The sequence below is a fragment of the Parabacteroides sp. CT06 genome, from assembly GCF_002257605.1.
GTDB lineage: Bacteria > Bacteroidota > Bacteroidia > Bacteroidales > Tannerellaceae > Parabacteroides > Parabacteroides distasonis.
On the sequence record NZ_CP022754.1, the window covers coordinates 2,200,561 to 2,223,891 of the forward strand.

General features: G+C 49.2%; 16 protein-coding genes. 11 read left to right on the plus strand and 5 right to left on the minus strand.

Annotated features, from left to right (window positions below; all coding sequences use genetic code 11):
• Nucleotides 1-43 precede the first annotated feature (43 nt).
• The 10 genes from CI960_RS09535 to CI960_RS09580 all read left to right on the plus strand — a co-directional run bounded on the left by CI960_RS09535 (nucleotide 44) and on the right by CI960_RS09580 (nucleotide 16,338).
• Nucleotides 44-1,222 (plus strand): DUF4876 domain-containing protein, encoded by a 1,179-nt coding sequence (locus CI960_RS09535; RefSeq protein WP_005856809.1) that lies wholly within the window; start codon nucleotides 44-46, stop codon nucleotides 1,220-1,222.
• A 6-nt stretch (nucleotides 1,223-1,228) separates the two neighbouring features.
• Nucleotides 1,229-2,746, plus strand: coding sequence for a DUF6850 family outer membrane beta-barrel protein (locus CI960_RS09540; protein ID WP_005856807.1), 1,518 nt, complete (start codon nucleotides 1,229-1,231; stop codon nucleotides 2,744-2,746).
• A gap of 14 nt (nucleotides 2,747-2,760) precedes the next feature.
• Nucleotides 2,761-5,250, plus strand: coding sequence for a TonB-dependent receptor (locus CI960_RS09545; RefSeq protein ID WP_005856805.1), 2,490 nt, complete (start codon nucleotides 2,761-2,763; stop codon nucleotides 5,248-5,250).
• A 4-nt stretch (nucleotides 5,251-5,254) separates the two neighbouring features.
• Complete coding sequence (locus CI960_RS09550) at nucleotides 5,255-6,859, plus strand: helix-turn-helix domain-containing protein (RefSeq protein ID WP_005856803.1); 1,605 nt, start codon at nucleotides 5,255-5,257, stop codon at nucleotides 6,857-6,859.
• Between the two features lie 180 nt (nucleotides 6,860-7,039).
• Entirely contained in the window at nucleotides 7,040-7,429 is a 390-nt protein-coding gene (locus tag CI960_RS09555; protein WP_005856801.1) for a helix-turn-helix domain-containing protein, read from the plus strand.
• Between the two features lie 8 nt (nucleotides 7,430-7,437).
• Nucleotides 7,438-8,292 (plus strand): hypothetical protein, encoded by an 855-nt coding sequence (locus tag CI960_RS09560; protein WP_005856799.1) that lies wholly within the window; start codon nucleotides 7,438-7,440, stop codon nucleotides 8,290-8,292.
• Nucleotides 8,293-8,313: 21 nt separating this feature from the next.
• Nucleotides 8,314-10,830 (plus strand): hypothetical protein, encoded by a 2,517-nt coding sequence (locus CI960_RS09565; protein ID WP_005856797.1) that lies wholly within the window; start codon nucleotides 8,314-8,316, stop codon nucleotides 10,828-10,830.
• 14 nt (nucleotides 10,831-10,844) lie between these two features.
• Nucleotides 10,845-12,338 carry an NAD-dependent dihydropyrimidine dehydrogenase subunit PreA gene (preA, locus tag CI960_RS09570; RefSeq protein ID WP_005856795.1) on the plus strand — a complete coding sequence of 498 codons (1,494 nt, stop codon included), beginning with the start codon at nucleotides 10,845-10,847 and terminating at the stop codon, nucleotides 12,336-12,338.
• A 4-nt stretch (nucleotides 12,339-12,342) separates the two neighbouring features.
• A complete protein-coding gene (locus CI960_RS09575) occupies nucleotides 12,343-14,478 on the plus strand; it encodes a DUF5686 family protein (RefSeq protein WP_005856793.1) in 2,136 nt (711 codons plus the stop codon).
• Between the two features lie 18 nt (nucleotides 14,479-14,496).
• Nucleotides 14,497-16,338 carry a hypothetical protein gene (locus CI960_RS09580; RefSeq protein ID WP_005856791.1) on the plus strand — a complete coding sequence of 614 codons (1,842 nt, stop codon included), beginning with the start codon at nucleotides 14,497-14,499 and terminating at the stop codon, nucleotides 16,336-16,338.
• A gap of 101 nt (nucleotides 16,339-16,439) precedes the next feature.
• On the opposite strand, the gene CI960_RS09585 is transcribed toward CI960_RS09580, so the two are convergent.
• From CI960_RS09585 to CI960_RS09605, 5 genes are read right to left on the minus strand one after another with little or no spacing between them, the layout of a single operon-like run.
• Nucleotides 16,440-17,054 (minus strand): aminotransferase class IV family protein, encoded by a 615-nt coding sequence (locus CI960_RS09585; protein WP_005856789.1) that lies wholly within the window; start codon nucleotides 17,052-17,054, stop codon nucleotides 16,440-16,442.
• Nucleotides 17,038-18,045: an aminodeoxychorismate synthase component I gene (locus tag CI960_RS09590; protein ID WP_005856787.1), complete on the minus strand. Its 1,008-nt coding sequence runs from the start codon at nucleotides 18,043-18,045 to the stop codon at nucleotides 17,038-17,040. Before CI960_RS09590 ends, CI960_RS09585 begins: the two co-directional genes overlap by 17 nt.
• Entirely contained in the window at nucleotides 18,045-18,920 is an 876-nt protein-coding gene (locus CI960_RS09595; protein WP_005856785.1) for a carbon-nitrogen hydrolase, read from the minus strand. Before CI960_RS09595 ends, CI960_RS09590 begins: the two co-directional genes overlap by 1 nt.
• 19 nt (nucleotides 18,921-18,939) lie before the next feature.
• Nucleotides 18,940-19,968 carry an agmatine deiminase family protein gene (locus tag CI960_RS09600; protein WP_005856783.1) on the minus strand — a complete coding sequence of 343 codons (1,029 nt, stop codon included), beginning with the start codon at nucleotides 19,966-19,968 and terminating at the stop codon, nucleotides 18,940-18,942.
• On the minus strand, nucleotides 19,958-21,307 hold the full coding sequence (locus tag CI960_RS09605; RefSeq protein WP_005856780.1) for an MATE family efflux transporter: 1,350 nt from the start codon (nucleotides 21,305-21,307) through the stop codon (nucleotides 19,958-19,960). The genes CI960_RS09600 and CI960_RS09605 overlap by 11 nt, the downstream gene beginning before the upstream one ends.
• A 70-nt stretch (nucleotides 21,308-21,377) precedes the next feature.
• Between CI960_RS09605 and CI960_RS09610 the strand changes: the two genes are divergently transcribed.
• The gene (locus tag CI960_RS09610) at nucleotides 21,378-23,297 is read left to right on the plus strand and encodes a CRISPR-associated helicase/endonuclease Cas3 (protein WP_005856778.1); all 1,920 of its coding nucleotides are present in this window, start codon (nucleotides 21,378-21,380) and stop codon (nucleotides 23,295-23,297) included.
• Nucleotides 23,298-23,331: the final 34 nt, after the last annotated feature.

The window sequence follows — 23,331 nt, forward strand, 5'->3', positions numbered from 1 at the left end:
ACATATATTTGTCTACAATTATTAAGCACAATGCCTCATATTCATGATAGACAAACATTTTTCTCTCCTCACCCACCTGCTCTGTCTGTGTTTTCTGGCAGGATGCGAGAATGAGTATTTCAAAACGGGGAGTATCCATATCCAATTGAAGAAACCTTCCGGATACGTAGATATCTCCTTGGCGAATATCCCGGTCACACTAATCAATCAAAGTATAGGCTGTGTCTACACCACGACCACCGACACAAATGGACTAGCTCTATTTGAACTAACCGCTGGCATATGCGCAATCTCCGCAAATCAGGAAACCACGACTGGCAACAGGGATTATATATTGAGTGGTAGCCTCTCCAATATCCAGTTCGAGGCCAATGGAGAAGAACGATCCGTGGAAATACCTTTGGAAGTGTCCGAACGAGGCCGTCTACTGATTAGCGAGATTTATTTCAGCGGTTGTCTCTGGCCTGACGGGAAAAATGTCTATAACAAAGATCAATACCTCACGTTGGTCAATAACTCCGATGACTTGATTTTCCTAGATGGCCTATGTATCGCACAAGCAGGACCCGTAAGCGTGACAAAGCCTTCCGGATGGATGCTCCATACCGATATGAAAGAAATACCTTTATTCATGATGTGCTGGGAGTTTCCGGGAACGGGAACCGAATATCCCATTCAACCGGGGGAGCGACAAACAATAGCGATTAACGCCATAAACCATACCAATAGCGAAGTGGGAGTTCCGGCCTCGCTCGATTTATCCAGCGTGGAATGGGCTTTTTGGGATCCTATCTTGACCGGAAGCCAAATCTCCGCCGGTGTAAAACCTCTAAACTTGGTATGGCGTGGCACCGGTTTCTCCTATCTGTTTTCCATGAACGGCCCGACGATCCTCTTGTTCCGTCCCAAAACGGACTTAAGAGAATGGATCGCCAATCCGGATCACATCCAAAAAGAACCAGAGAGTTTCAATACGCTAAAATACCTCCATATACCCGCTGATTGGGTGCTGGATATCGCGAATTTCGTCTCTTCAACCTCTACGGTAGCTTACACACGTATCCCATCTTCTATGGATGTGAGTCCGGGTATAGCCACGTCCGGCGGTTCCGGCCTGGCAATGCGTCGGAAATATGAGCAAGAGGGGAAACGCTTCCGCTGGAAAGATTCCAATAACACCGCCGAGGATTTCGAGAAAACTCCACCTTCCTTAAAACGGTAAGCCTCTATGAAGATCACTATCATTCTATATATGATATCACTATCTGTCTATGCCTCACGGTCATGGGCTCAACAAGAGAGCGCATGGGCTTTATCCGCCAATCCTGTCAGCATCAGCTATGTGCCTAAGGGCAGCGCTATGGAAGCTGGTTTAAGTTATTTGATCCATCAAGCTGCCTTACCTGCCAGCGACCAGCCGGATCAAACACAGACCTATAGGGCTTATGTATCCGGTAACCGAAAGCTGGGTCTGCTTTGGCTGGCGGGTGGTATCGATTGGTCGCAAAGCCTACTGGAAGGGAGAAAATGGAATTTATTATCGCAACCGGACTATCTGATTACGGCCGGCGATTCCTTGGGAGAGCCACAACGCATCGAGAAATACAGGATCTATGGACAAGCGGCTTACGTCTTATCCCCGAAAATCAAGGTCGGGATAGATGGAGACTATACAGCTACAAGCAACGAAGATCGCTCCTCTTACCATATCTACCATGGGATGGCACACTTAATCCGGATATCAGGAGGTATCGTTTACGAACAAGTACGCAGACGCTTTGGAGCCTCGATCCATTATACCCATCGTACAGAGGAATTAACGTATGATACGGATAGTAAAGATAAACTTTATACATTTCCTCTGGGTTATTGGCTTCCGATGCAAGAATTATCGGGAAGTTTCCTGTTTCGCAGCCAAGGAAAACGCCTAGGTGTTTCCTTGCAAACGGAAACCCTAAAAGAGCATTGGAGTCTTTTCCATGATCTCTTCTACGAGACCCAGCAATTAGCGGACAATCCAAATAACTCCGGCAACTTGAGAGGCTGGGAAGAACGGCTGCATCAAATCAGTTACCAAGGTCGTTTTACCCGAACGAATAAATCGCGGACGCATATCTGGTCGCCCACAGCCCGATTCAACCAAACTACGGCCAACCGCATATTACAACGGAATCCCACCACAAGCTCGTCTGCCATATGGACTACATTCGCCACCTATCGCCTAGCAAGGCAACGGATGTTATCTACCCAACTAAGTTACGAGGCGACAAAGAATGATACTTCGGGCGGAAAGGCATCCACATGGCAAATGACTGTCGGATGGAATCGTTTGGAAAATGATTTCTACATATATCCTTTTACGGTCAAACAATATACAGGGCTCTTCCACGGAGAGATTGCGTTTTTTCGACAAATCCGCCTACCTAAAGAAAACAAGCTAAGTATCCGCCCGTCCGTGTATATCGTATCGGGCTATGGTACCGAGATCAAATGGGAGAAGGAAACGCAGAAGGATGAGAATGGCTCAGCAGAAATCAAGCTAGAGCAGAACATGCAAAAAGTGAACGAGGATTTTATTGCTCGCACGGCAACCCGTCTGGGTATCGGTACGGAAATGGAATATCGGCATCCCATTCATTCCGCCTTATCAGCGGGATTTCGTTTAAAGGGTAGTCTCGAACAAACGACAAGTCCTCAATCGACCCTCGGAGGGGGTGGAAACTTCAGTATTGTCATCTGGCTATAAATAGGTCTAATACTATGCGTTACTCAACTTTGTACAAAATACCAATAAGGATCGTGACGATATTTCTCTTATTATCATCACTTCATCCGGGCAATTACCTTCACGGGCAAGAGCAACCGGATACTCTGTCCTTCTATTTACCCAACATTTTGGTAACAGCCATCGAGTCTAAGACTCCGGGTACGGTTTCCTTGCTTCCTGCATCAACATTGGAACACACGCAACCTATCACGATCGCTGATCTGACACAGTTATTACCAGGAGGTCTCACCAATAATTCTGGGGTGACAGACGCACAATATTTCTCAGTGCGGGAGGTTTCTTTAAAGAACGGGGTAAACCAATTTCATAAAAACGCAGCTATGGGTGCCCAAATATGGGTAGACGGCTCTCCTCTTCATTTCAACACCGGCATCAACGAGCCTTACGAAGGATATGATGCCCGTTTTCTATCTCTCAACCAAGTGAAAGAGGCGGAAATCATCCGGGGAATACCTTCTGCCCGGTACGGAAACTTAACAAATAGCGTATTATTACTCAAGACTCATCAAGGTAGAATGCCTCTCTCCACCAGCATACGTTACAATCCGAAACTGAAACAATATATGCTTGGAAAAGGCTTCTGTATCTCCCCACAAGGCCATACGCTCAACCTGTTAGCGGACTATACCAGCCAAGGCGATTTCCATACCGGCGGCATACGCTTGGCAAACCTTTACCATTGGTTGCCCGCAGGGAAAAAACTAGAATTAAGCCTTACTTACACCTCTCGCATAGGAAAGGAAAAGCAATTCGTCAACGAGCAGAATCATACACAAAGACAACGATTGGATCAGCGATTTTCCATACAAGGGGAATGGCAACCCGACCGACGTTGGCTCAAGAAACTGTCTCTGAGAATAGACGGTTCCCTTCAAAAAAGCAAACAAACAAAGAGTCAGGTCAACAATGCCTCTAGCCAGCTTTATACAGACCAGAAAGAGAGCGGCGAATGGGAAGCCAATGTTTTATCCTCAAACTACATGTACACATTAGTCAATGAAAGCCGACCTTTTTATGTAGAAACCGAGATGCTGGCGTCTACCTCATTTCCGCTACGGCAGAGACGTGAAATCAGCTTAGCCGCCGGATTCTCATGGCGTGGTGAGGGCAACGAAGGGCGAGGCAGGGATTTCGATCGGCAAAGGCCTCCTTCTACATCTATCCGTCCCCGCTCATTCCGGGAAATCCCATCCTTGCATACGTTCGGTGGCTTCATTGAGGCCACATACCGGACTCCCAACCTCCATGTAAAAGCCGGATTAAGAAATCAAGGATTGAAAAGCCGGGATTATGCCTTAATCTATCAGACAGAACCTCGCCTGAATCTCTTATGGTCTCTCTGCTCCTCTCCCTCCGGCTATACATTGAGTTTAAAAGCCGGGGTCGGATGGATCAGTTTCATGCCGACATTGGAAAAACTCTACCCGGAAGCTATTTATAATGATAAGGTCTCTTTCTATTATAATGATAGCAATGAAAGTGGAAACACCCTTGGTATTCTCACGACACATGCCCCCGGAATGGAACGAAATATGAAATTAAAACCTACCGTAAATCGAAAGATAGAGGTTGGCCTTATAGGGAAGACTCCGGCCATCCGACTAGACATGACCGTTTTTTTCGAGAAACAAACGGATGGCTTTTCCTCCTCGGCGCAATATATTCCGTTCAGCTATCGGGAATATGATTATCTATCAACCGCCCAACTTCGTCCTGAATACAAAGATGGACAGGTATGGGTGAACGGTAAGGCTGTCCCTTATCAAGAGAAATATAGTTACACGCCGGTATCTGTACCAGTCAATACACTCCATAGGAAGAAACATGGGATTGAGATGGTAGCGGACCTCGGGACTTTCTCACCCTTGCGTACCTCCCTAATCGTAGACGGGATTTGGTTATATGTACGAGAAAAGAATACGGCCCTTAACGGGATCTGGCCGATCCAGTACACAGATAAAACAGAATACCCCTACGTAGGTTTTTACGACAGGCAAGGCGGACCGGGAAATGAAAGTCGTTCGGAGATCATCTCCACGAACTTCCGTTTCATCACCCGCATCCCCAGAATCGGACTGGTCACTACCCTTACGTGGCAAATGATATGGCTCTATAAATATCGTACGCTCTACAACGGTAGCACTGGCGAGAATGTATGGCCCCTATATTGGTGTGGAACAGACGGAATCATACATCCGTTCACCGAGGCACAGAAAGAGGATCCAGCCTTTGCGCCTTTACTCTCCACCACCGCACCGGAACGATTCCTACCAAACTCTTATAAACCATATGGTATGCTGAATATTCGGGTAAACAAAGCTTTCGGAGAGCACATCACGCTGGCATTCTTTGCCAACAACCTCGCCGATTTACGCCCCACTCGCTATTCAGCCAGCACGAGATCTTACCTTCAACAAAATACCCAGCCTTTTTTCGGTCTGGAATTACAAATAAAACTATGACATCATGAAAACAAGCATACTTTACATATTCCTACTGTCAGTCCTTTACGCCTGCGACTCCCACTCTCTTCTTCCACCCAAGCAGCAATTGGATCAGCAAATAGCGCAACTGAATGATTATTCTTTGTTGAGCGGTCCCTTGAACGACCAGCTATGCGAAGAGATAGAAACCCATGCCCAAGAAATAGGGAATGACTCGCTTTTGCTGGCAACCCGCCAAATCATATACACTCGCTATTGCAGATTACAGGACACGGCTCATGCGAGAATGCTACTCGACCGCATGAAACCTTACGCCATCCGCATAAAAGACAAGCACCTTCTCATGAATCACCTGCGTATGGCATTTCTTCACGCACAGACACGCCAACCCGCAGAATGCGAGCGATGGATAAACGAGGCACGAAAATATGCATATATAAATCCTCAAAACTGGTATATCACGGCGGCTAACGCTTGTCTTGAATGTGGATTATATCCCCAAGCACTCATCTATGCGGATTCAGCATTGGTGAACTTGAAATATAAAGTGATAAGCTCTCCTCACTTAGTAAAAGCTATAGCATTAAGCCGTACGGGAAAGACCGCCGAAGCGGAGGAATGGACCCAACGATGCATTACCGATATCCGCCACTTTCAGGCGAAACACCAAATACACACGATCAGCTATCTGCAATATCAACTCTTCATGGAATACGCCGTCTCTCTCCGGAAACATGGAAAAAACAAAGAGGCACTATCCGTATTGGAGGAATTAGACAAAGTCTCATTCAATAATGTCGCCACGCCTCTCTTGAGGAACAAAGACAATATCGAGGAATATAAGGTGCGTGTGGCACGTATGTTGTCCGAATGCTATTATACGACCGGAAATCAATCGGAAGCCATCCAACAGGCAAACCGGGCTGACTCCCTACAATCCCATTATGCCCAAGAGCAAATGAACATACGCAGAAAGATGATCAGCGAAAGCCTACAAAACGAACTATTATCCACCCGCTTAAAAAGTCAGAAGGTGGAGGCGGAACAGGCACGGCTCATCCAGTATATCCTAACCGGAATCATTATTTTACTCATGGCTATCCTAACCGGAGGATATCTTTGGTGGAGAAATCATCGCCGTCGCCTACGCCAGTTATTCGATTTATTGATAAGCCATCATGCAGCTTGGTTGCTAATACACGATCCACTTCCGCTAATCTCCCGGCCACAAATAAAGTTACCAGATCATTCAGAGGCAAACACCGAGGTCACAACAAAAGCTGATAATCTCCTATATCAACGAATCCTATCAGTTATGAAAGAGCAAAAGCCTTTCTTAAATCCTAATCTCGACCTTGTGACCCTCTCCCGTCTAGTGGGTACTAACCGAACACAACTATCCACCACCCTCAATAAGCAGACGGGAATGAACTTTAGTCGTTGGCTGGCTGAATACAGGGTACACCACCTCCTTTCGCTCGTCGCCCTACGTCCCGACAGCGACATCACCGCACTAGCCTCCGAATCAGGCTTCACCTCCCGAACCTCCTTCTTCCGGCAGTTCCGGCAAGTCACCGGACTTACGCCCAACCAATACAGAAACGTACGAAAAGAGACCGGCAAATAATCTGTTAAAGTACCGGCCTTACCTTTGACGCAAGGTCTTTACGGCCCTTGGTGTACCAGATCGTTCGGATTAAGTTTCAATACGTTCGCATCTTTTCCCTTCCTTTGGTATACCAAATGGGACTGTCTATATTTGACCTCGCAAGTCCCTCTTATGCGGGTTACTTAAGACAGTACCAATATGGAAGAAAAGCAAAAGCCATCCCTAATCGAACGCAGGCTATATGCCCGTATCTTACAAATCATGGAGGATAAGAAGCCTTATCTCGATCCACAGTTCAATTTGTGCCAGTTGGCCAACCTCGCTTGCACGAACCGTACCCGGCTATCCTCCACCTTGAACAATCAGACGGGTATGAACTTCAGTCGCTGGCTAGCCAACTATCGGGTAAAGCATCTTATACAGGAGTTCTCCAAATGTCTCACACAGGAACCTAAGGAGCTATACAAGAAAGCAGGTTTTACCTCCCGTACCTCTTTTTATCGCCAGTTTAAGGAGGTGACGGGTAATACCCCCATTGAGTACTTCGCCAACCTATATTACGACAACGTAAATCATTCAACTAAATAAGTAGCGATATGAGACATCTTACACTTCTACTCTTATCCGTTTTTACTGTCTATCAAGCCAAAGTGGATATATTGATCCCCTTAGACAAATATCCTACGGGGGAAAAACGTTTCAACTTACAGATCAACGGAAGTCACGATACCAGTACCCCTTGGCTCTCCACCACGTCATTTGGCGTGGATGAAGATGGGCAGATGGGAAACCCGGAGAATTGGACTTCCGAACAAATCGACGAGGACAATCACTCGGTAAGTCACCGACTCATCATGAACAGTATTTCCCTGCGCCTCTCCTATCGTGTATGGGACAATCTCAGCCTGTGGGCAGGCATCGGTACCACCAACTTCACCCACGAGGAGACTTTCCGAGATGATGACGACCTAAGCAGTACCATCTTCAGCAAGAACATGGTACCCATCTACAGCGGAGGGTTAGGTTACGGCTATGCCTTTACCGACCGCTTTTTCATGTCTACCCAACCCGGCGTGCGCTATGCCAACAGCGATAACATGACCACCGAGGTGTATTACCAAGGCAAGACCATCCCCTTGCGAGACCTCAGCCTCAACCGCCGTTACCTAGAGTGGGCCGTGCCCGTGGTGGCCGGATACGCACTGGGCAATTTCGTGCTCTATGCCGGCATCCTCTACAAGGACTACACGATGAAAGACCGGTACGAGTTCACCAAGACATATGCCGGCGAGGACTATACCGTTCGTATCGACGAGACCTTCCACGCCCGTCACAAGCTGTACGCTTTGGCCGGGGTGAACTATTTCCTCGCTGACAACATCTCGCTCGGAGTAAACGGGAGCTTCGGCAAGAGGCAGTCCGTACAGTTACAATTCAATATCAGTTTCTAAACCTCTTAAACAGATATATACATGAGAACGACACTCAAAGCACAAGCTATACGGCTGATCGCCGTATTTTTGCTTATCACCGCCTCTACCACCACCGTCAAGGCACAGATCAGCCAACATCCCGAACTGTATAAGGTGAAAGAATTCCACAATTACGAATCAGACGGAGGTGCCTATTACTGCTTCACCGATGCACAATACTACCAAGGGAAGCTCTACGGGGTCTACATAAATAATAACGGACCTTCAGCCGTATGCCTCACGGCTTTCGAGGTGAACGGCGAGACCCAGACAATGAAGCAATCTACCATTGGTGAAACCAATAAAAAAGAGATCCGTCTCAATGAGTTCGGCGTATACCAAGATGCCGAGATCATCGTATACCGTAATCGCTTCTATGTGCTCTGGAAGAATAATACCAATGGCCAGATATGGATCGGCGAGGTGGATATGAAAAAGGGAGAATACAAGAAAACCCGTATGCTCGATGACGGGAAAACTTACGCCAACTTCGCCGCCACCATCTACCGTGACAAGATCTGCGTCATCCTACACCGCCGCACCAACAAGAAACTGCAAGTCTACCAATACGGCGACCCCGAGCTGAACAGCGGCTGGGACTGGTGCGGCACCGTGCGCAACGCCGGACACGATAATATCGAGCTAAAAGGCTCAACAGGCATATCAATGGAATACGATCCCGACGACCACTGGGACGCCACCTCGTGGTACGGCTACGACGACACCGAGAAAAAGAACGTGGAAAAACTCATCGTAGGCCGACTCAAGAGCGGTGCATTCGAGGCATTCAGCTACAGCGGCGAATATGGCAAGGATAACACATGGCCCTCCAAGTGGGAAGAATACGCACACCACGACATAGGCCGCTCGAAGACCTTCTCACTCAAGCTCATCCAAGCTGACATCGAAGGCTATGCGGCCGACAATACCAATGGCTACAAAGCGTCCTCAAATCCCCTAATCTTCAGCTACTGTTCCTATGATGGCAAAGGGACGGGTGAACACTTCCTAAAGAAATTCTACCCCGGCAGCAACAGCTTCGCCGCCGACGCACCCATCTACACTGACCTGCCCTACGGCTACACGGCCGTAGCCACCGCAGCAGATCCTACCACTGAGACAGCTCCCGGCGGAGGACTCTACTACAAGCAATATATCTATCTACTGCGGGGTAACCAGCAACCATACCACTGGTTCAAGCACTCCTACGTCGCCTCCATCCGATCTAACGAGATCGTGGAGAGACGTAGTTCTTTCAACGACGAGAAGGCCTTATTCGGCAACAGCGAGTTACGCAATCTCGTGCGCCTCGTCGGCATCATCGAAGGACCACCTCCAACGGTAGTGGATAATAACGAGTGGTTCGGCGACCTCGGCGTAGCCTCAAGCCTTGCCTTCACCATGGGATCGGGCACCAGCAACTCCGTGAGCCGACTCTATAAAAGTGATCTAAAATGCTCCTTCGGACCGCATACGGATAAACTCACGGCAGCATTCGGCGGCGGATACTCCTTCCAGAAACAACACGAGGAAGTAACAAGCCAGTCCGAGTCCATCACCGTTACCTTCGAAGCAAACGACACAGCAGACTACCGGGCCATCGCCCTCTACTCTGTACCCATTCTGACCCGTTGCGACCTAGAATACCTCTCCCCCACCCGGAGACAGAGTGTACGAATGCCCATATTCAGCTATACTTACATGACACGACAGAGTATCAAACAAGTAGAAGTGCCTCTCGACCTAGAGCCTTTCCGCATAGACAATCCAAGCAAACTTGGAGACTGGGAGGCCCGTGAGATCCTCACCATGACCGCCAGCGAGCCAAATGTCAGCAAGTCCGTCAACTTCAGCCTCAACTCCGAACGGATCGACATGACGCTGGAAACCAGCGGCACAATCTCCGACAGTCAGACCAAAGGTGCCATCAGCCTTATGGATTTGAAATTCCCCTTCTTTCAACTGGAGAACCAAAGTTCTTGGGAATGGACAGACCAGACCACGGCGACAACCTCGCAGGGTATCAGCGCATCCTATTCGAAGATACGACGCACGGACAAGCACGTCAGGCCGGAAGAGACAGCCGAGTCCTTCTCATCCACCCTCTATCTGCTCACTGCCGAGAAGTCGAACACGCTCCGTGACCAGTACTACCCCAAGCTACTCGAACGGAAGATTAGCTTCGGCACCGACACCTTTCCCTTCATGGTAAACAGCGACAAACCCTTCGTATTGGCGTGGGACATCAACAACATCACCTATGTACGAGGTGACGTGAGCATCACCGGAAATGAGGTGGTAACGGCCGACGAGCCCCTATCTATCCGCTTTCTCAACGGCATGCTTACGGTAGACTGCCTGCCGGGAGCCACCGTCAACGTCTACAGCATGAACGGCACGTTGGCTGGTCACCAGCAAGCGGTATCCGGAAAAGCAATCTTCAGCCTGCCCGGACACCTGTACACCGTGGAGGTCGTGACCGAACGTTACCGGAAAGTACAGAAAGTAGTGAGATAATACAGTTAGAAGCCATGAAGACAAACCTCCTCCAGAGAAAACGCCTCCTAACGGAAGAATCGAATCGCTGTTATCTGTGCGATGCCCCTGTCTGCACGAAGGCATGCAAGCCCGGACTAGATCCGGGCCGCTTGCTGCGGGCCTGTAAAATGGACAACCTAGCGGGAGCTATCCTCCGGGCCTACCGGATGGAAGCCTGCAAGGATTGCGACGGGCATCCTTGCGAGAAGGCCTGCCTCCGCGGACGAACCGACCGGGCGATATCCATCACCCAGATCGTACGGCAATTACAAGATATGCCAAACCCGACGGATAGTTCTCCCCTCACTTCGTCTCCGGACTTGGCGATCGACTTTTGTGGTGTCCGCTGCGCCAACCCCTTTATACTGGCCTCCTCGCCCGTAGCCCATAATTACGAGATGTGCGTCCGGGCCCTCGAAGCCGGTTGGGCCGGTATCTGCTTCAAGACGATATCATTCTATCCGAGCCATGAGGTATCCCCCCGCTTCGACCAAATGGAGGTGGATGGCGTGCCTTTCATCGGATTCAAGAACATGGAACAATTGTCGGAAGCCTCTGTCGAAGAGAATTTCGATACTCTCTATCGCCTCAAGCAACGCTATCCTGACAAATTAATCATCTCCTCCATTATGGGACGGACAGACGATGAGTGGACACGGCTTGCCCAATATTCCACGCAGGCTGGGGCCGATATCATTGAGTGCAACTTCTCTTGCCCACAAATGACGCAAGAAGGGATGGGCAGCGACGTAGGACAAAGCCCGGAACTGGTACGCCGGTTCACCGCCGCCACACGCCGGGGTACCCATCTGCCGATACTAGCGAAGATGACACCGAATATCGGGCAGATGACACCCGTGGCGCTCGCCGCCCACGAAGGAGGAGCCACCGGGATAGCCGCCATCAACACCATCAAATGTATCACCCGTATCGATGAGAAAGCACTTACGGCCCGGCCCGTTGTCTGCGGACTGAGCAGCGTGTCCGGCTATTCGGGGAAAGCCGTGCGCCCTATCGCTCTCCGGTTCATACATGAGCTGGCGAGCGATCCTTCTGCCGGCAAGATGCCTATCAGCGGGATAGGCGGTATAGAGACTTGGCGGGATGCCCTCGATTTCCTGCTACTAGGCTGCACGAACCTACAGATATGTACCGCCGTGATGCAATACGGCTTCCGGATCATCGACGATCTATGCGAAGGGTTACGACTGTTCATGCAAGAGAACGGATATAAAACCCTATCCGACCTCATAGGTATCGCTTTACCGAACATCGTACCCCCCGAGAAACTGGAACGTACGCAGATACACCGCCCGACAGTAGATAACAGCCTATGCCTCGGCTGCGGACGCTGTTTCGTTTCCTGTAACGACGGTGGACATCAAGCTATCCGTTTCACCTCTATGCGCAAACCGGTGATAGACGAGCAAAAATGTGTCGGCTGCCATCTTTGCGCATTAGTATGCCCAACCTTCGCCATACATTGACAGGATGAGGATCGAGACGGGACACCTTATTCTACTATCCATACTTCTTCTGTGCCCGCTAGTCCATTCAGACCTGCGGGCACAAAAGAAGACACCCGTCACACGAGCCGACTCCATCATGCGGCAGGTAATCCATCAAGCCCCCATCTACGAGCACGTCCTCGAGAGCTATGAAGCGGAGACCTACGTGAAAGGCCGTACGCACGTTCCCCGGAAGAACAAGCTGCTACGATACGCCTATCTGGTCTTCCCGATAGAGCGTCATCCCCGCGATGCCTTCTTCGAGATGAGTGGCCTCACCCGCTACGACGCTCCCAACCATTATCGCAACGAGATTGTAGCCATCAACAGCAGCCATCTCGCCGCCGGAAGGCATTACAAGGAGATAGCCTCGTTCGTCAACTTGAACGTCTACTCCCCCACGATCTACAATAAGGGAATGATCATGCCACTCTCGCCCGATGCTTTCAAATATTACACGTTTCGGCAGGAAGGCACGGACACGATCTCCGGCATCCCTGTGTATAACATCCGTTTCACCCCTCGCCAATGGAGCCAGAAACTACTATCCGGAAACCTGTACGTAACCGACGAACTCTGGACCATCGACCGTATCGAGATACAAGGGCACTCCTCTTTCTCCGAGTTCAACCTAAGCATACGTTTCAACCGTGACGAGAAGCATTTCATCCTCCCGGAAGAGGCTGACCTGCAAGTCTGCTACCATGCCCTAGGCAACCGGATAGAGAGCGACATCCACGCCGCTTTCCGCTATAAATCGATCTCTTGGGTAGAGGAAGACCATGAGAGCAGGAAATTATACTCGCTCGATCAAACCCAATACTATACGATCACCTCCGACACACTCTCCTTTACCCAAGACAGCACTTATTGGAACAGCCGGAGGGACAAGCCGCTCACTACCGATGAGAAAGCCTTGTACACCACCGGAACGAACGTGGTGAGGACGGAAGCGGACAGCAGCGCTCTCACTCGCTACCTCCAACTCGGCGAGCGGCTCACCAGCACGGTCAACAGGGATTACAAGAGTACTCGTGTGAAGTATTCCGGCCTTCTCAACCCGTTCCAGCTATCTTTCGGAAGCAACGGGATCACCTATAAGCAAGAAGCACGTATCAGTAAGACATTCGAGCATGACCGTCAGCTACGCTTCCACCCCGAGATCGGTTTCCTATTCAAGGAGAAAGAGCTACGCCTACGGCTAACAACCGACTGGGAGTATCACCCCGAGCGTCAAGGCATCCTCAACCTCACGATAGCCAATGACAACCAAAGCTATTCCTCCGAAGTGATCCACCAGATCAACGAGATCCTAAAAGATACCCCAATCCGTTTCGACGATCTCAACTTGAAGTATTTCCAGCACTACTATGCCAAGCTGATGAACCAGATAGAACTGATGAACGGCTTCCGGCTCTCGGCCGGACTCGCATACCACCATCGTACGCCCGTGAAAAAGAGCAAGGATACCGGATTGGATATTAAGGATCATAATGAGTTCACCCCGGTTATCGGCCTTACCTACACGCCCCGGCAATATTACTGGATGGACGGCTACCGGAAAGAGTACCTGCATTCCCATTACCCGACCTTCCGGATCGAGCTGGCACGAAGCATACCGGACCTGCTCGGCTGTACGGGAAATTATTGGCGGATGGAGGCCGGCATGAACCAGACCGTACGGCTGGGCTTATCCGAACGACTGAGTTACAATCTAAGCGGTGGACTCTTTTTTAACCAGCATAACATGTACTTCGCCGATTTCAGCTATTTCGCCAAACGTTATTTCCCCGAGCCTTGGGGCGACCGGTTTGGCGGGATCTTTCATAATCTAGGTGGGGATTGGTGCAATGCCTCCGACAAATATATTCAAGGGCACCTCATGTACGAGAGCCCATTCATTCTATTGCGATTCCTCAAGCCCAATCCCAAGGCGCATAAATACCTCGTGTCCGAACGTTTCTACCTCAGCCAGCTATGGACTCCCGTATTGCCGAATTACAGCGAGCTCGGGTATGGTATCGGTAGCGACCTTTTTCATATAGCGCTTTTCCTAGGCTTCGAGAAGTTCAAGTATCAAAGCGTCGGATTGAAGTTCGCGCTTGAGTTATTCAGATAATTATAAACAAGTATAGATATGAACAAGAGAAACACTATTAAACAACTTCTTCACCGCGGATGCCTACTTATGGGTATCAGCGCAATAACAAGTTCGGCCTTCGCATGGGATTTCGCCGAGCATCGTAAGATCGGCGACCGTGCCATGAGCCTTCTCCCACGTTATCTGGTGGAAAATGGGATCTTCCCCAACGAGGCCGTCGCTGATAGCGCCTTGCTGCAGATCCTCAACATGTCGCATATGCCCGGCTCGAACGCCTACGCCATGAATGAGCTGACGCAGTTGCCGAATATCGTGACCTACGGTACGCTTTGCGGATTGGCCGGCGACCATGTGGAAAATCCCATGCTCTTGGAGACAGGCCTGCAGACCCATTTCTCCAAGACGAACCGTACGCTGGCTTTGGAGACACAAGCCATGAACGAGTTCCTCACCGGAGCCAACAGCAAGGAGTTGCTCGACATCAATCTGGCTTACGGTATCCTAGCAATCAAGGACCTCTCCCACTTCTACGCCTATGGCAAGGGATTGAACGAGCATCTGAAGATGATCGACCCCGAGCTGATCCGCCGCCTTCAACGCCCCTCGGAAGTAAACAAGGTCTTCGATAAATTAAATCAGTTGCCCTCCATGAGCAAGTATTTCTGCATCCACATCTTCGCCATCTATCTAGCACAAGAGGCAGGCAAAGAGATGTGTAAAGGAGATACGCGAATGGCGAGCAACCTTATGTTCTACGCCACGATGTACGAGGCTTTCGCCGAGCATTTCCTACAAGACTCCTTCGCCTCCGGACACCAAATGGTACGTAGGGGCTTCTCCGCCTCCGCCGTATCCAACAATAAGAGCCTGCACGATTTCTACAATACCATCCCCGTACAGACCGCTAACCTAAAAGGCGAGACATGGAGTGCTTACGGCGATAAACGTCTGAACCAAAACATGATGGAGTACAACGAGGCCGATGATTACCGGCATATCCGGGTAACGGAGAAACATCCTTATTCCTTGGAGAAAGGCGATAGCTACGAGCGGGAGACGAAGGTATTCTACCAAGTCGTGACCGCCACCTGCGAGTCTATCGTAGAAGTCTGGAAAGCCTACCAGAATGCCTTGGAAGGATCAGACGAGAATATCTTGAACGAGATCCCTTCCGAACGAGACGACCTACCTCAGTTCGTCTACGATCGTTTCCCGGTAATCAAGGATTTCCCGATCCCCTTCGGGACGAATTTGGATGACGTCCCCTTGGAAGCTTCCGTCGCCGACCGCAAGGATGAGCTACAGCTGATCGTACAAGAGCCTTTTACCCGCAACTTTATCCGGTCGAGGGTAGCCAACTCCTTCATGTTCCTGATCGGCACGCCGATCCATAGCAACCGGGATGGTGTCATGACGTATGGCGGTCGCTTGAACGTCAGCATGATCAATTGGCATAAGTTCGGGAAAGGGAAAGGCATGATCATGGAGCTGGGCGACATCGCTCATTGGGTATCCCCTACGATCTCCGGTTATTATATGCACGCCCCTTCCTCCTCCTACACGATCAAGAACTGGAACGTGAAGGCGGGCGCCAATTATAACATGGATATATTCGTTTCCCCGAAACGTTTCCTCGGCCTGTATAGTTATTTCGAGATGGGTATAGACCGCCGTAATGACGAGACCCGTTTCTTGGTAGCTCCCTCGGTCGGTATCCAGCTAGGTTCCCTGATCGGTGTCCATAATTTCAATATGCCGGGATGGTTACGCATCCCGTTGGGAATTATCCTCCCCTTGAAATTCGCCGTCACTTGCAATAAGGTGGCCGGCCGTCCCGTAGAATGGATCAGCAATATGGAGGTGGATATATTGTTCTAGGAAACACCTTGATTCATGCCTATACAGGTAAGAGACCACACAGATATCGGCGTAACCCCTTACCTGTATAGGCACTGGGCCACGCCGATACTCGCGTAGTGTCATACGTATATACGTGTGATCTCATCGATTTCGCCGAACCCGATCAAGGCGTTAAACAGACGGATCCGGGTATACTTAGGCAGATCCTCTACCGGGATATCCCCGGCCTGTACCAAGCCTTTATCCAATAAGTAAGCACGCATCGTACCACATAACAAAGGGCGTGCGGGAGTGATCCAAGAGGTGCCATTCCAAAGGGCGACATTGCAAATGGAAGTATCGGTCAGCAAACCGTCACGGATGATCAGGATATCGTCATGTCCCCCTCGTTGGGCGAATAAATCATTTAAGCATTGGCGATCCGTACTCTTATAGGAATAATCGATCTCATCGCATGTAACCAATCGCAAGGAATGAACCGGACGCATACGGTAAGGAACGTATTCTACCTGTAAGACCTCGCGGGTATATTCCACCCGGCATTTGGTACGTTCTTGATGAGGCCCCGGATGAATATAACCTGCGAGATCAATTTCTTCTCTCGCTCCGAATAGCTCCCTGCGGGTACGGTTCATCCGGGCATTATGGTACGGAAGGTTATGTATCCGTCCCTTCTCGATACGGATCGTCTCCACAAACGGACTCCCTGATAAGGTCTCAATAGATGGGCACATATACTTTTTGTTTCATTTCGTTATACTCCGATCTCACATCACTTTTAGAGGTGATTCCCCCACCGCTCTTGAAAACAAACGAATGGGGAGAGACTTGTTCCATAAAACGGATCATCACGGCGCTGTCTAAATCTTGGCCGTCAAAATACCCCATCACCCCCGTATAGAAGCCCCGCTCATAGGTTTCCGCCTCGGCGATGATCTCCAAGGTCTTTTTCTTGGGAGCGCCCGTGATGGAGCCGGCAGGCAAGAGGCTGAACAAAATCTCCCCGACATGGCCGTTCCATCCTTCCGGCAACCGGCCTCTTATCTCAGAGCTGACCTGCAACAAACTTCCGTTATGCGTACGCAGTTCATCGATATAACGATACCGGGGAACACAAACCTCGGAGGCTACGATACTCAAGTCATTCCGGATCAAGTCCACGATCGTGGCATGCTCCGCTGCTTCCTTGGGATCATCGAGGATACGTCTCCGGGCATCGGGCAGCGTAGCGTCAATCGTACCTTTCATGGGATACGAATAGATGAGACCATCCCGCGTCCGCACGAATATCTCGGGCGAGAATACCACGAAACGATCCCGCATCCAAAGCTTATACATCGCCTTGGAATGGTAAAAGATATCTTTCAAGGAGAGGTTCGTATATACCGGAGTAGCGCATGTCAAGTTTACCAAATAAGAATTACCCGCATGGATATGCCGGGAAACGGTCTCGAATGAATGGACATACTCCTCGAAAGAAACATACGAGGGCTGCCATTCAACAGGTTCTCCGGATATAAGATGAGAGGAATCCCGCAAGTTACATTCGTGATTTGTATTCGTAAAGCCGTTCAAATCGTACAATAACTCGGAGGGAGCGATCTCTTCCGGACTCTCCACATAGATCCGCTCTCGTTTATAATCAATGATAAAAAGAAAAGGCCGTCCCGCTTTCCCCATTTCGTTCATGCGGAAGACGGCCTCTTCTTGCGTGTATTCGGTCATTATACTAAAAATCGTTCTGTCAAACCACCAAACGCATCGATACGGCGATCCCGGAAGAAAGGCCACCAACGACGCACGTTCTCACTACGGGTCTTGTCGATCTCTATCACACGTACCTCCTCTTCGTCATTCGGGAATACGGTTAATAGCTCACCTTGGGGACCGGCCGCAAAACTGTTTCCCCAAAACCGGATACCGCCCGTTTGCCCCGAAGGGTCCGGCTCATGCCCGGTACGATTTACGGAAATGACCGGGAGTCCGTTCGCCACGGCATGTCCCCGCTGTATGGTCACCCACGCACCCAGCTGACGGTCCTTCTCTTCCTGCGTATCGCTACTTTCCCAGCCGATAGCGGTCGGATAGATCAACATCTCGGCGCCACGCATAGCCATCAAACGGGCTGCTTCCGGATACCATTGATCCCAGCAAACCAACACACCAAGACGCCCCACAGAGGTATCGATAGGCTCAAAGCCTAAATCACCGGGGGTAAAATAGAATTTCTCGTAATAAGCGGGGTCATCCGGGATATGCATCTTGCGGTATTTCCCGGCGATCGTACCGTCTTTCTCCAAGACGACGGCCGTGTTATGGTACAGGCCCGGGGCACGCTTCTCGAAAAGGGAAAGCACCAAGACGATACCCAATTCTTTCGCCAAGGCACCGAAGGTTTCCGTCGATGGGCCGGGGATCGTCTCTGCCAAGTCAAACATGCTCGTATCTTCCGTCTGGCAGAAATACAGGCCGTTATGCAGTTCTTGCAAGACGACCAATTCCGCTCCCTCCCGGGCAGCCTTACGGATATTTACCTTTAGCTTCTCTATATTCGCCGCTCTGTCAGCGGTATTCTTTTGTTGTATTAATCCTACTTTCATATTTAATTGGTTGTAGTTATTATTCGATAAAGCTTTCCGGATATTGCATCGTCACGCAATGCAGGGAACCGTGTTGCTTGATAAGCGGAAGGCAATTGATACCCACGATCTCACGGTCCGGGAACGCTTCCCGCAAAGCCGCTTTAGCGATCTCATCTTTCGGTGAGTCATAGAACGGAACCAATACGGCCCCATTCATGATCAGGAAATTAGCGTAGGTAGCGGGCAAGCGCTCCCCTTCCCATTCCACCTTATCGGCCATCGGAAGTGGAATCAGACGATAAGGCTCCCCATTCGCCCTAGTAAACTCCTTGATCTCCTCCTCCATCGCCTTCAATTCCTCATAATGCTCGTCTTCCTCATCCTCGCAACGGACATAAGCGATCGTATCCTCGCTACAGAAACGGGCGAGCGTATCCACGTGGCTATCCGTATCGTCTCCGGCTAAATAACCGCTGGTAATCCAAAGGATACGATCCAAGCCAAATACGTCTTTCAAATAACGTTCCAATTCCTCCTGTTGCAAATACTCATTACGGTTTACGGATGCCAGACACTCAACGGTAGTCATCAACGTACCTTTCCCATCCGATTCGATACTACCGCCTTCCAGCACGAAAGGTTGCATATTAGCGGGCACCACCTCACCGGAGAAGGTCTTCATATGACAAAGGTTACGGGTAATCAGATTATCATGATTGGCGGCGAACTTCATTCCCCAGCCATTGAACACGAAATCATAAAGCATGGGCGTTCCCTCATCGAAGACGGAAATTCCCCCGTGATCCCGTGCCCACGTATCGTTCGTATCCATCTCACGGAAAATGACACGGTCGTAATCAACCTCACCCAATTGTTCACGTACGGCGGTCTCGTCCGGACAGACAATCAATAACTTCTCTCGCTTGATCACTTCCTTGGCGATAGCCACGAAGCAAGGAATCACCTCGTCCAATATCGGGGCCCAATCCGTATTCTCATGCGGCCACGTAAGCTGCACGGCACTTTGCGGATACCATTCCGCAGGTAATATCACGTTATGTTCCATATTTGAATTGTTTAAATTGTTTCACAAGCACGATCGCCGTCACGATCGCCGCCACCGTATCGGCGATAGGCATACTGATCCAGACACCGAGAGTTCCGAATAACGGGGGGAGGAGGATTAAACAGGGTATCAAGAAAAGCATCTGCCGGGTCAAGGAGAGAAAGATCGCTTTCTTAGACATGCCGATGGAAAGGAAGAAGTTAGTCGCCACCATCTGGAAGCCCACGATCGGGAATACGGCGAAGACGATATGCAGGCCATAAGAGGCGGCACTGATCAACTCCCCGTCACTCGTAAACATACGGACGATCCACGACGGCACCAACTGGCAAAGCAAGAACCCCAGCGTAGCCACTCCTACCGCCCAGCGCATCGTCAGCCGGGTCACGTCCGTCACCCGGGAATAGAGTCGGGCACCATAATTATAACCGGCTATCGGTTGCATACCCTGATTAAATCCCATGATGATCATCACGAAAAGAAAAGCGATACGGTTCACGATACCATAAGCGCCAATCGCCATATCTCCCCCATGCTCTTTCAATCCCCGGTTGATAAGGATCACGATCAAGCAGGAACAAAGGTTCATCAAGAACGGAGATAAACCGATCGACAAGATACCTTTCACGATCTCCGAGCGCAGCCTATAAATACCTTTCTTGAAATGAAGGAGTTGCTTCGGTCTCGAGAAATGGATCAACTGTCCGGTAAGCGAGATTACCTGCGAGATCACCGTCGCCCAAGCCGACCCCTTTATACCCCATCCAAACCCAAAGATAAACAACGGATTCAAGGCGCAATTGATAACGACCGACGCCAACGTAGCATACATCGCCATCTTCGGGAACCCAGAGGAGCGCAAGACCGCATTTAATCCCAGATACATATGCGTAACCACATTGCCATACAGAATAATCCGCATATAATCACGGGCATATGAGATCGTGTTCTCACTAGCACCGAAAAAGTACAGCACGGGATCAAGCAAGAACAAGAAAGCGATCGTGAAAGCGACGCCCAGAACCACATTCAAGATCAACACATTCCCCAATACCTTATTCGCCCCCTCATAATCTTTCTGCCCCAGCTTCACGGCAACCAACGTAGAGGCACCGACTCCCACCAACGAACCGAAGGCGGCCGCCAAGTTCATCAACGGAAAGGTCAAGGCTAGGCCGGAAATCGCTAACGCCCCCACTCCATGGCCAATAAAAATACTATCGGCCATATTATATAAAGAAGAAGCTGTCATAGCGATAATCGCAGGAATCGCATATTGCGTAAGTAATTTACCGATAGGCTCGGTCCCTAATACCAATGGAGAATTTTGTTTTGCCATGCCGCAAAGATACGGATATTTCGATTTATTTTCCTACTTTTGTAAGGTATAACCTTATGAATCTAATCAAATGGAAACAGAGAAACAGTTGATATCCCATTTATACCAAAACAAAGAAAATGGAAAATGGATAATACAAACCAACGATGAACATCAAAGGGGTGTTGCAGAAATGGCAACCTCCTTTTCTGGACTGTTCGGACTTCCATCTTGGGGGCATACGCTTGGAATGCTTCACGACAAAGGAAAAGAGCGTGATGCATTTCAGCAATATATCCGTACGACAAGCGGTCTACCTGTGACTGACGAAAAATCGTATGGAGAGCATCATCATGCGTTTGTAGGTGGAATATTGGTAACGAACCTTATGGGGAAGAGTGTATTCAATCTTCTTGCCAACCAGATAATCTCTCATCATACAGGCCTACATGATTATGTAGATGCGGAGAGCGTCATAGAGAAAAGGCAACTTCCCGAAGAGATAAACAAAGGGGACATAGCTCTGAATATACCCCAGTTGAGAAAAGAACTTCTTGAATCTCCTTTTTCTAAACTTAAGGTGGACATGAAGCATTTTCATCACCTTTCCCGCATGCTTTTTTCCTGTCTTGTGGATGCCGACAGACTCAATACAGAGCAATTTATGGATGTAGAATCGTGGGAAAAACGGGGATGCTCGTCTACACTCACTGACTTATTGCCAAAATTGGAGGCGCATTTACGTGAACTGCAATTGTATGCACCCGATACAGAAGTGAACCACATTCGCAAGAAAGTACAGGAACGATGCCGTAAAGCTTCTTCTGAAGAGAAAGGATTCTATAGCCTTACGGTACCAACGGGAGGCGGCAAGACTCTTTCATCGTTGTTGTGGGCCATGAAGCATGCTGTAAATCACGGTATGAATCGTATTATCATTGCCATCCCATACACTAGTATTATTGTGCAGACGGCAGGCCTCTTGAAAGAAATCTTCGGCGAAGAGCACGTACTGGAGCATCATAGTAACTTTAATCCTGATGAGATAAAGAATGAAGAGGTACGTGAGAAGGCAAAGCTAGCCACGGAAAACTGGGATTATCCGATTATCGTTACGACCAATGTTCAGCTGTTTGAGTCAATGTTTAGCAACAAACCGTCCGATTGCCGTAAATTGCACAATATCGTGAATTCAGTTCTTATTTTGGATGAAGCGCAGACATTGCCGACTGATTTCTTACAACCGATAGTGGATGCACTTAAAGCATATCAGAAAATATTCGGAGTGTCGGTACTGTTTACCACTGCCAGTCAGCCGGTACTTAGCGGACTGATAGAAGGAACTAATCCTAAGGCCAATTTTGAGGGAATAGACCGTATTATTGAAATCATACCGAATGAGTTTGCTTTGCATGACAAGCTTCGTCGTGTGAAGTTAGTAATAGACAACACAGGAAAGACATACGATGAGATTGCCGCCGAAGTTGCTATATATAATAAAGTATTATGTATCGTAAATACCCGAAAGGATGCCAAGGAACTGTATGACCGTTTACCTAATGAAGGAATAAAGCTCCATCTATCGAGAATGATGTGTCCCGCCCATATCAGTGAAACCATACGGAAGGTCAAGGCATTGCTGAAAGATAAATCACATCCGATTGTCAGAGTGATAGCTACCCAGCTTGTAGAGGCAGGGGTGGATATAGATTTCCCTGTTGTATTTCGACAGGAATCAGGTCTTGACTCTATTTTACAGGCAGCGGGGCGTTGTAACCGTGAAGGAAGAAATACTGTTGGTACCACATTTGTGTTCAGTCTCGCCGCAGAGAAACGTATTCCATTTGGGGCAATGAAGGCTGCAAACAATGCACGATTGAATTTGCCTGCAAATAGTGATTGGTTTGACCCTTCTACGATGACAGAGTATTTTTATCAGTTGTATTGCAGGAAAAACACGTTTGACGATAAGGATATGAAACATTATCTTTATAATCCTATTCGAAAATAACATGAATGAAAATTTAACGGGACACCAGTGAGTG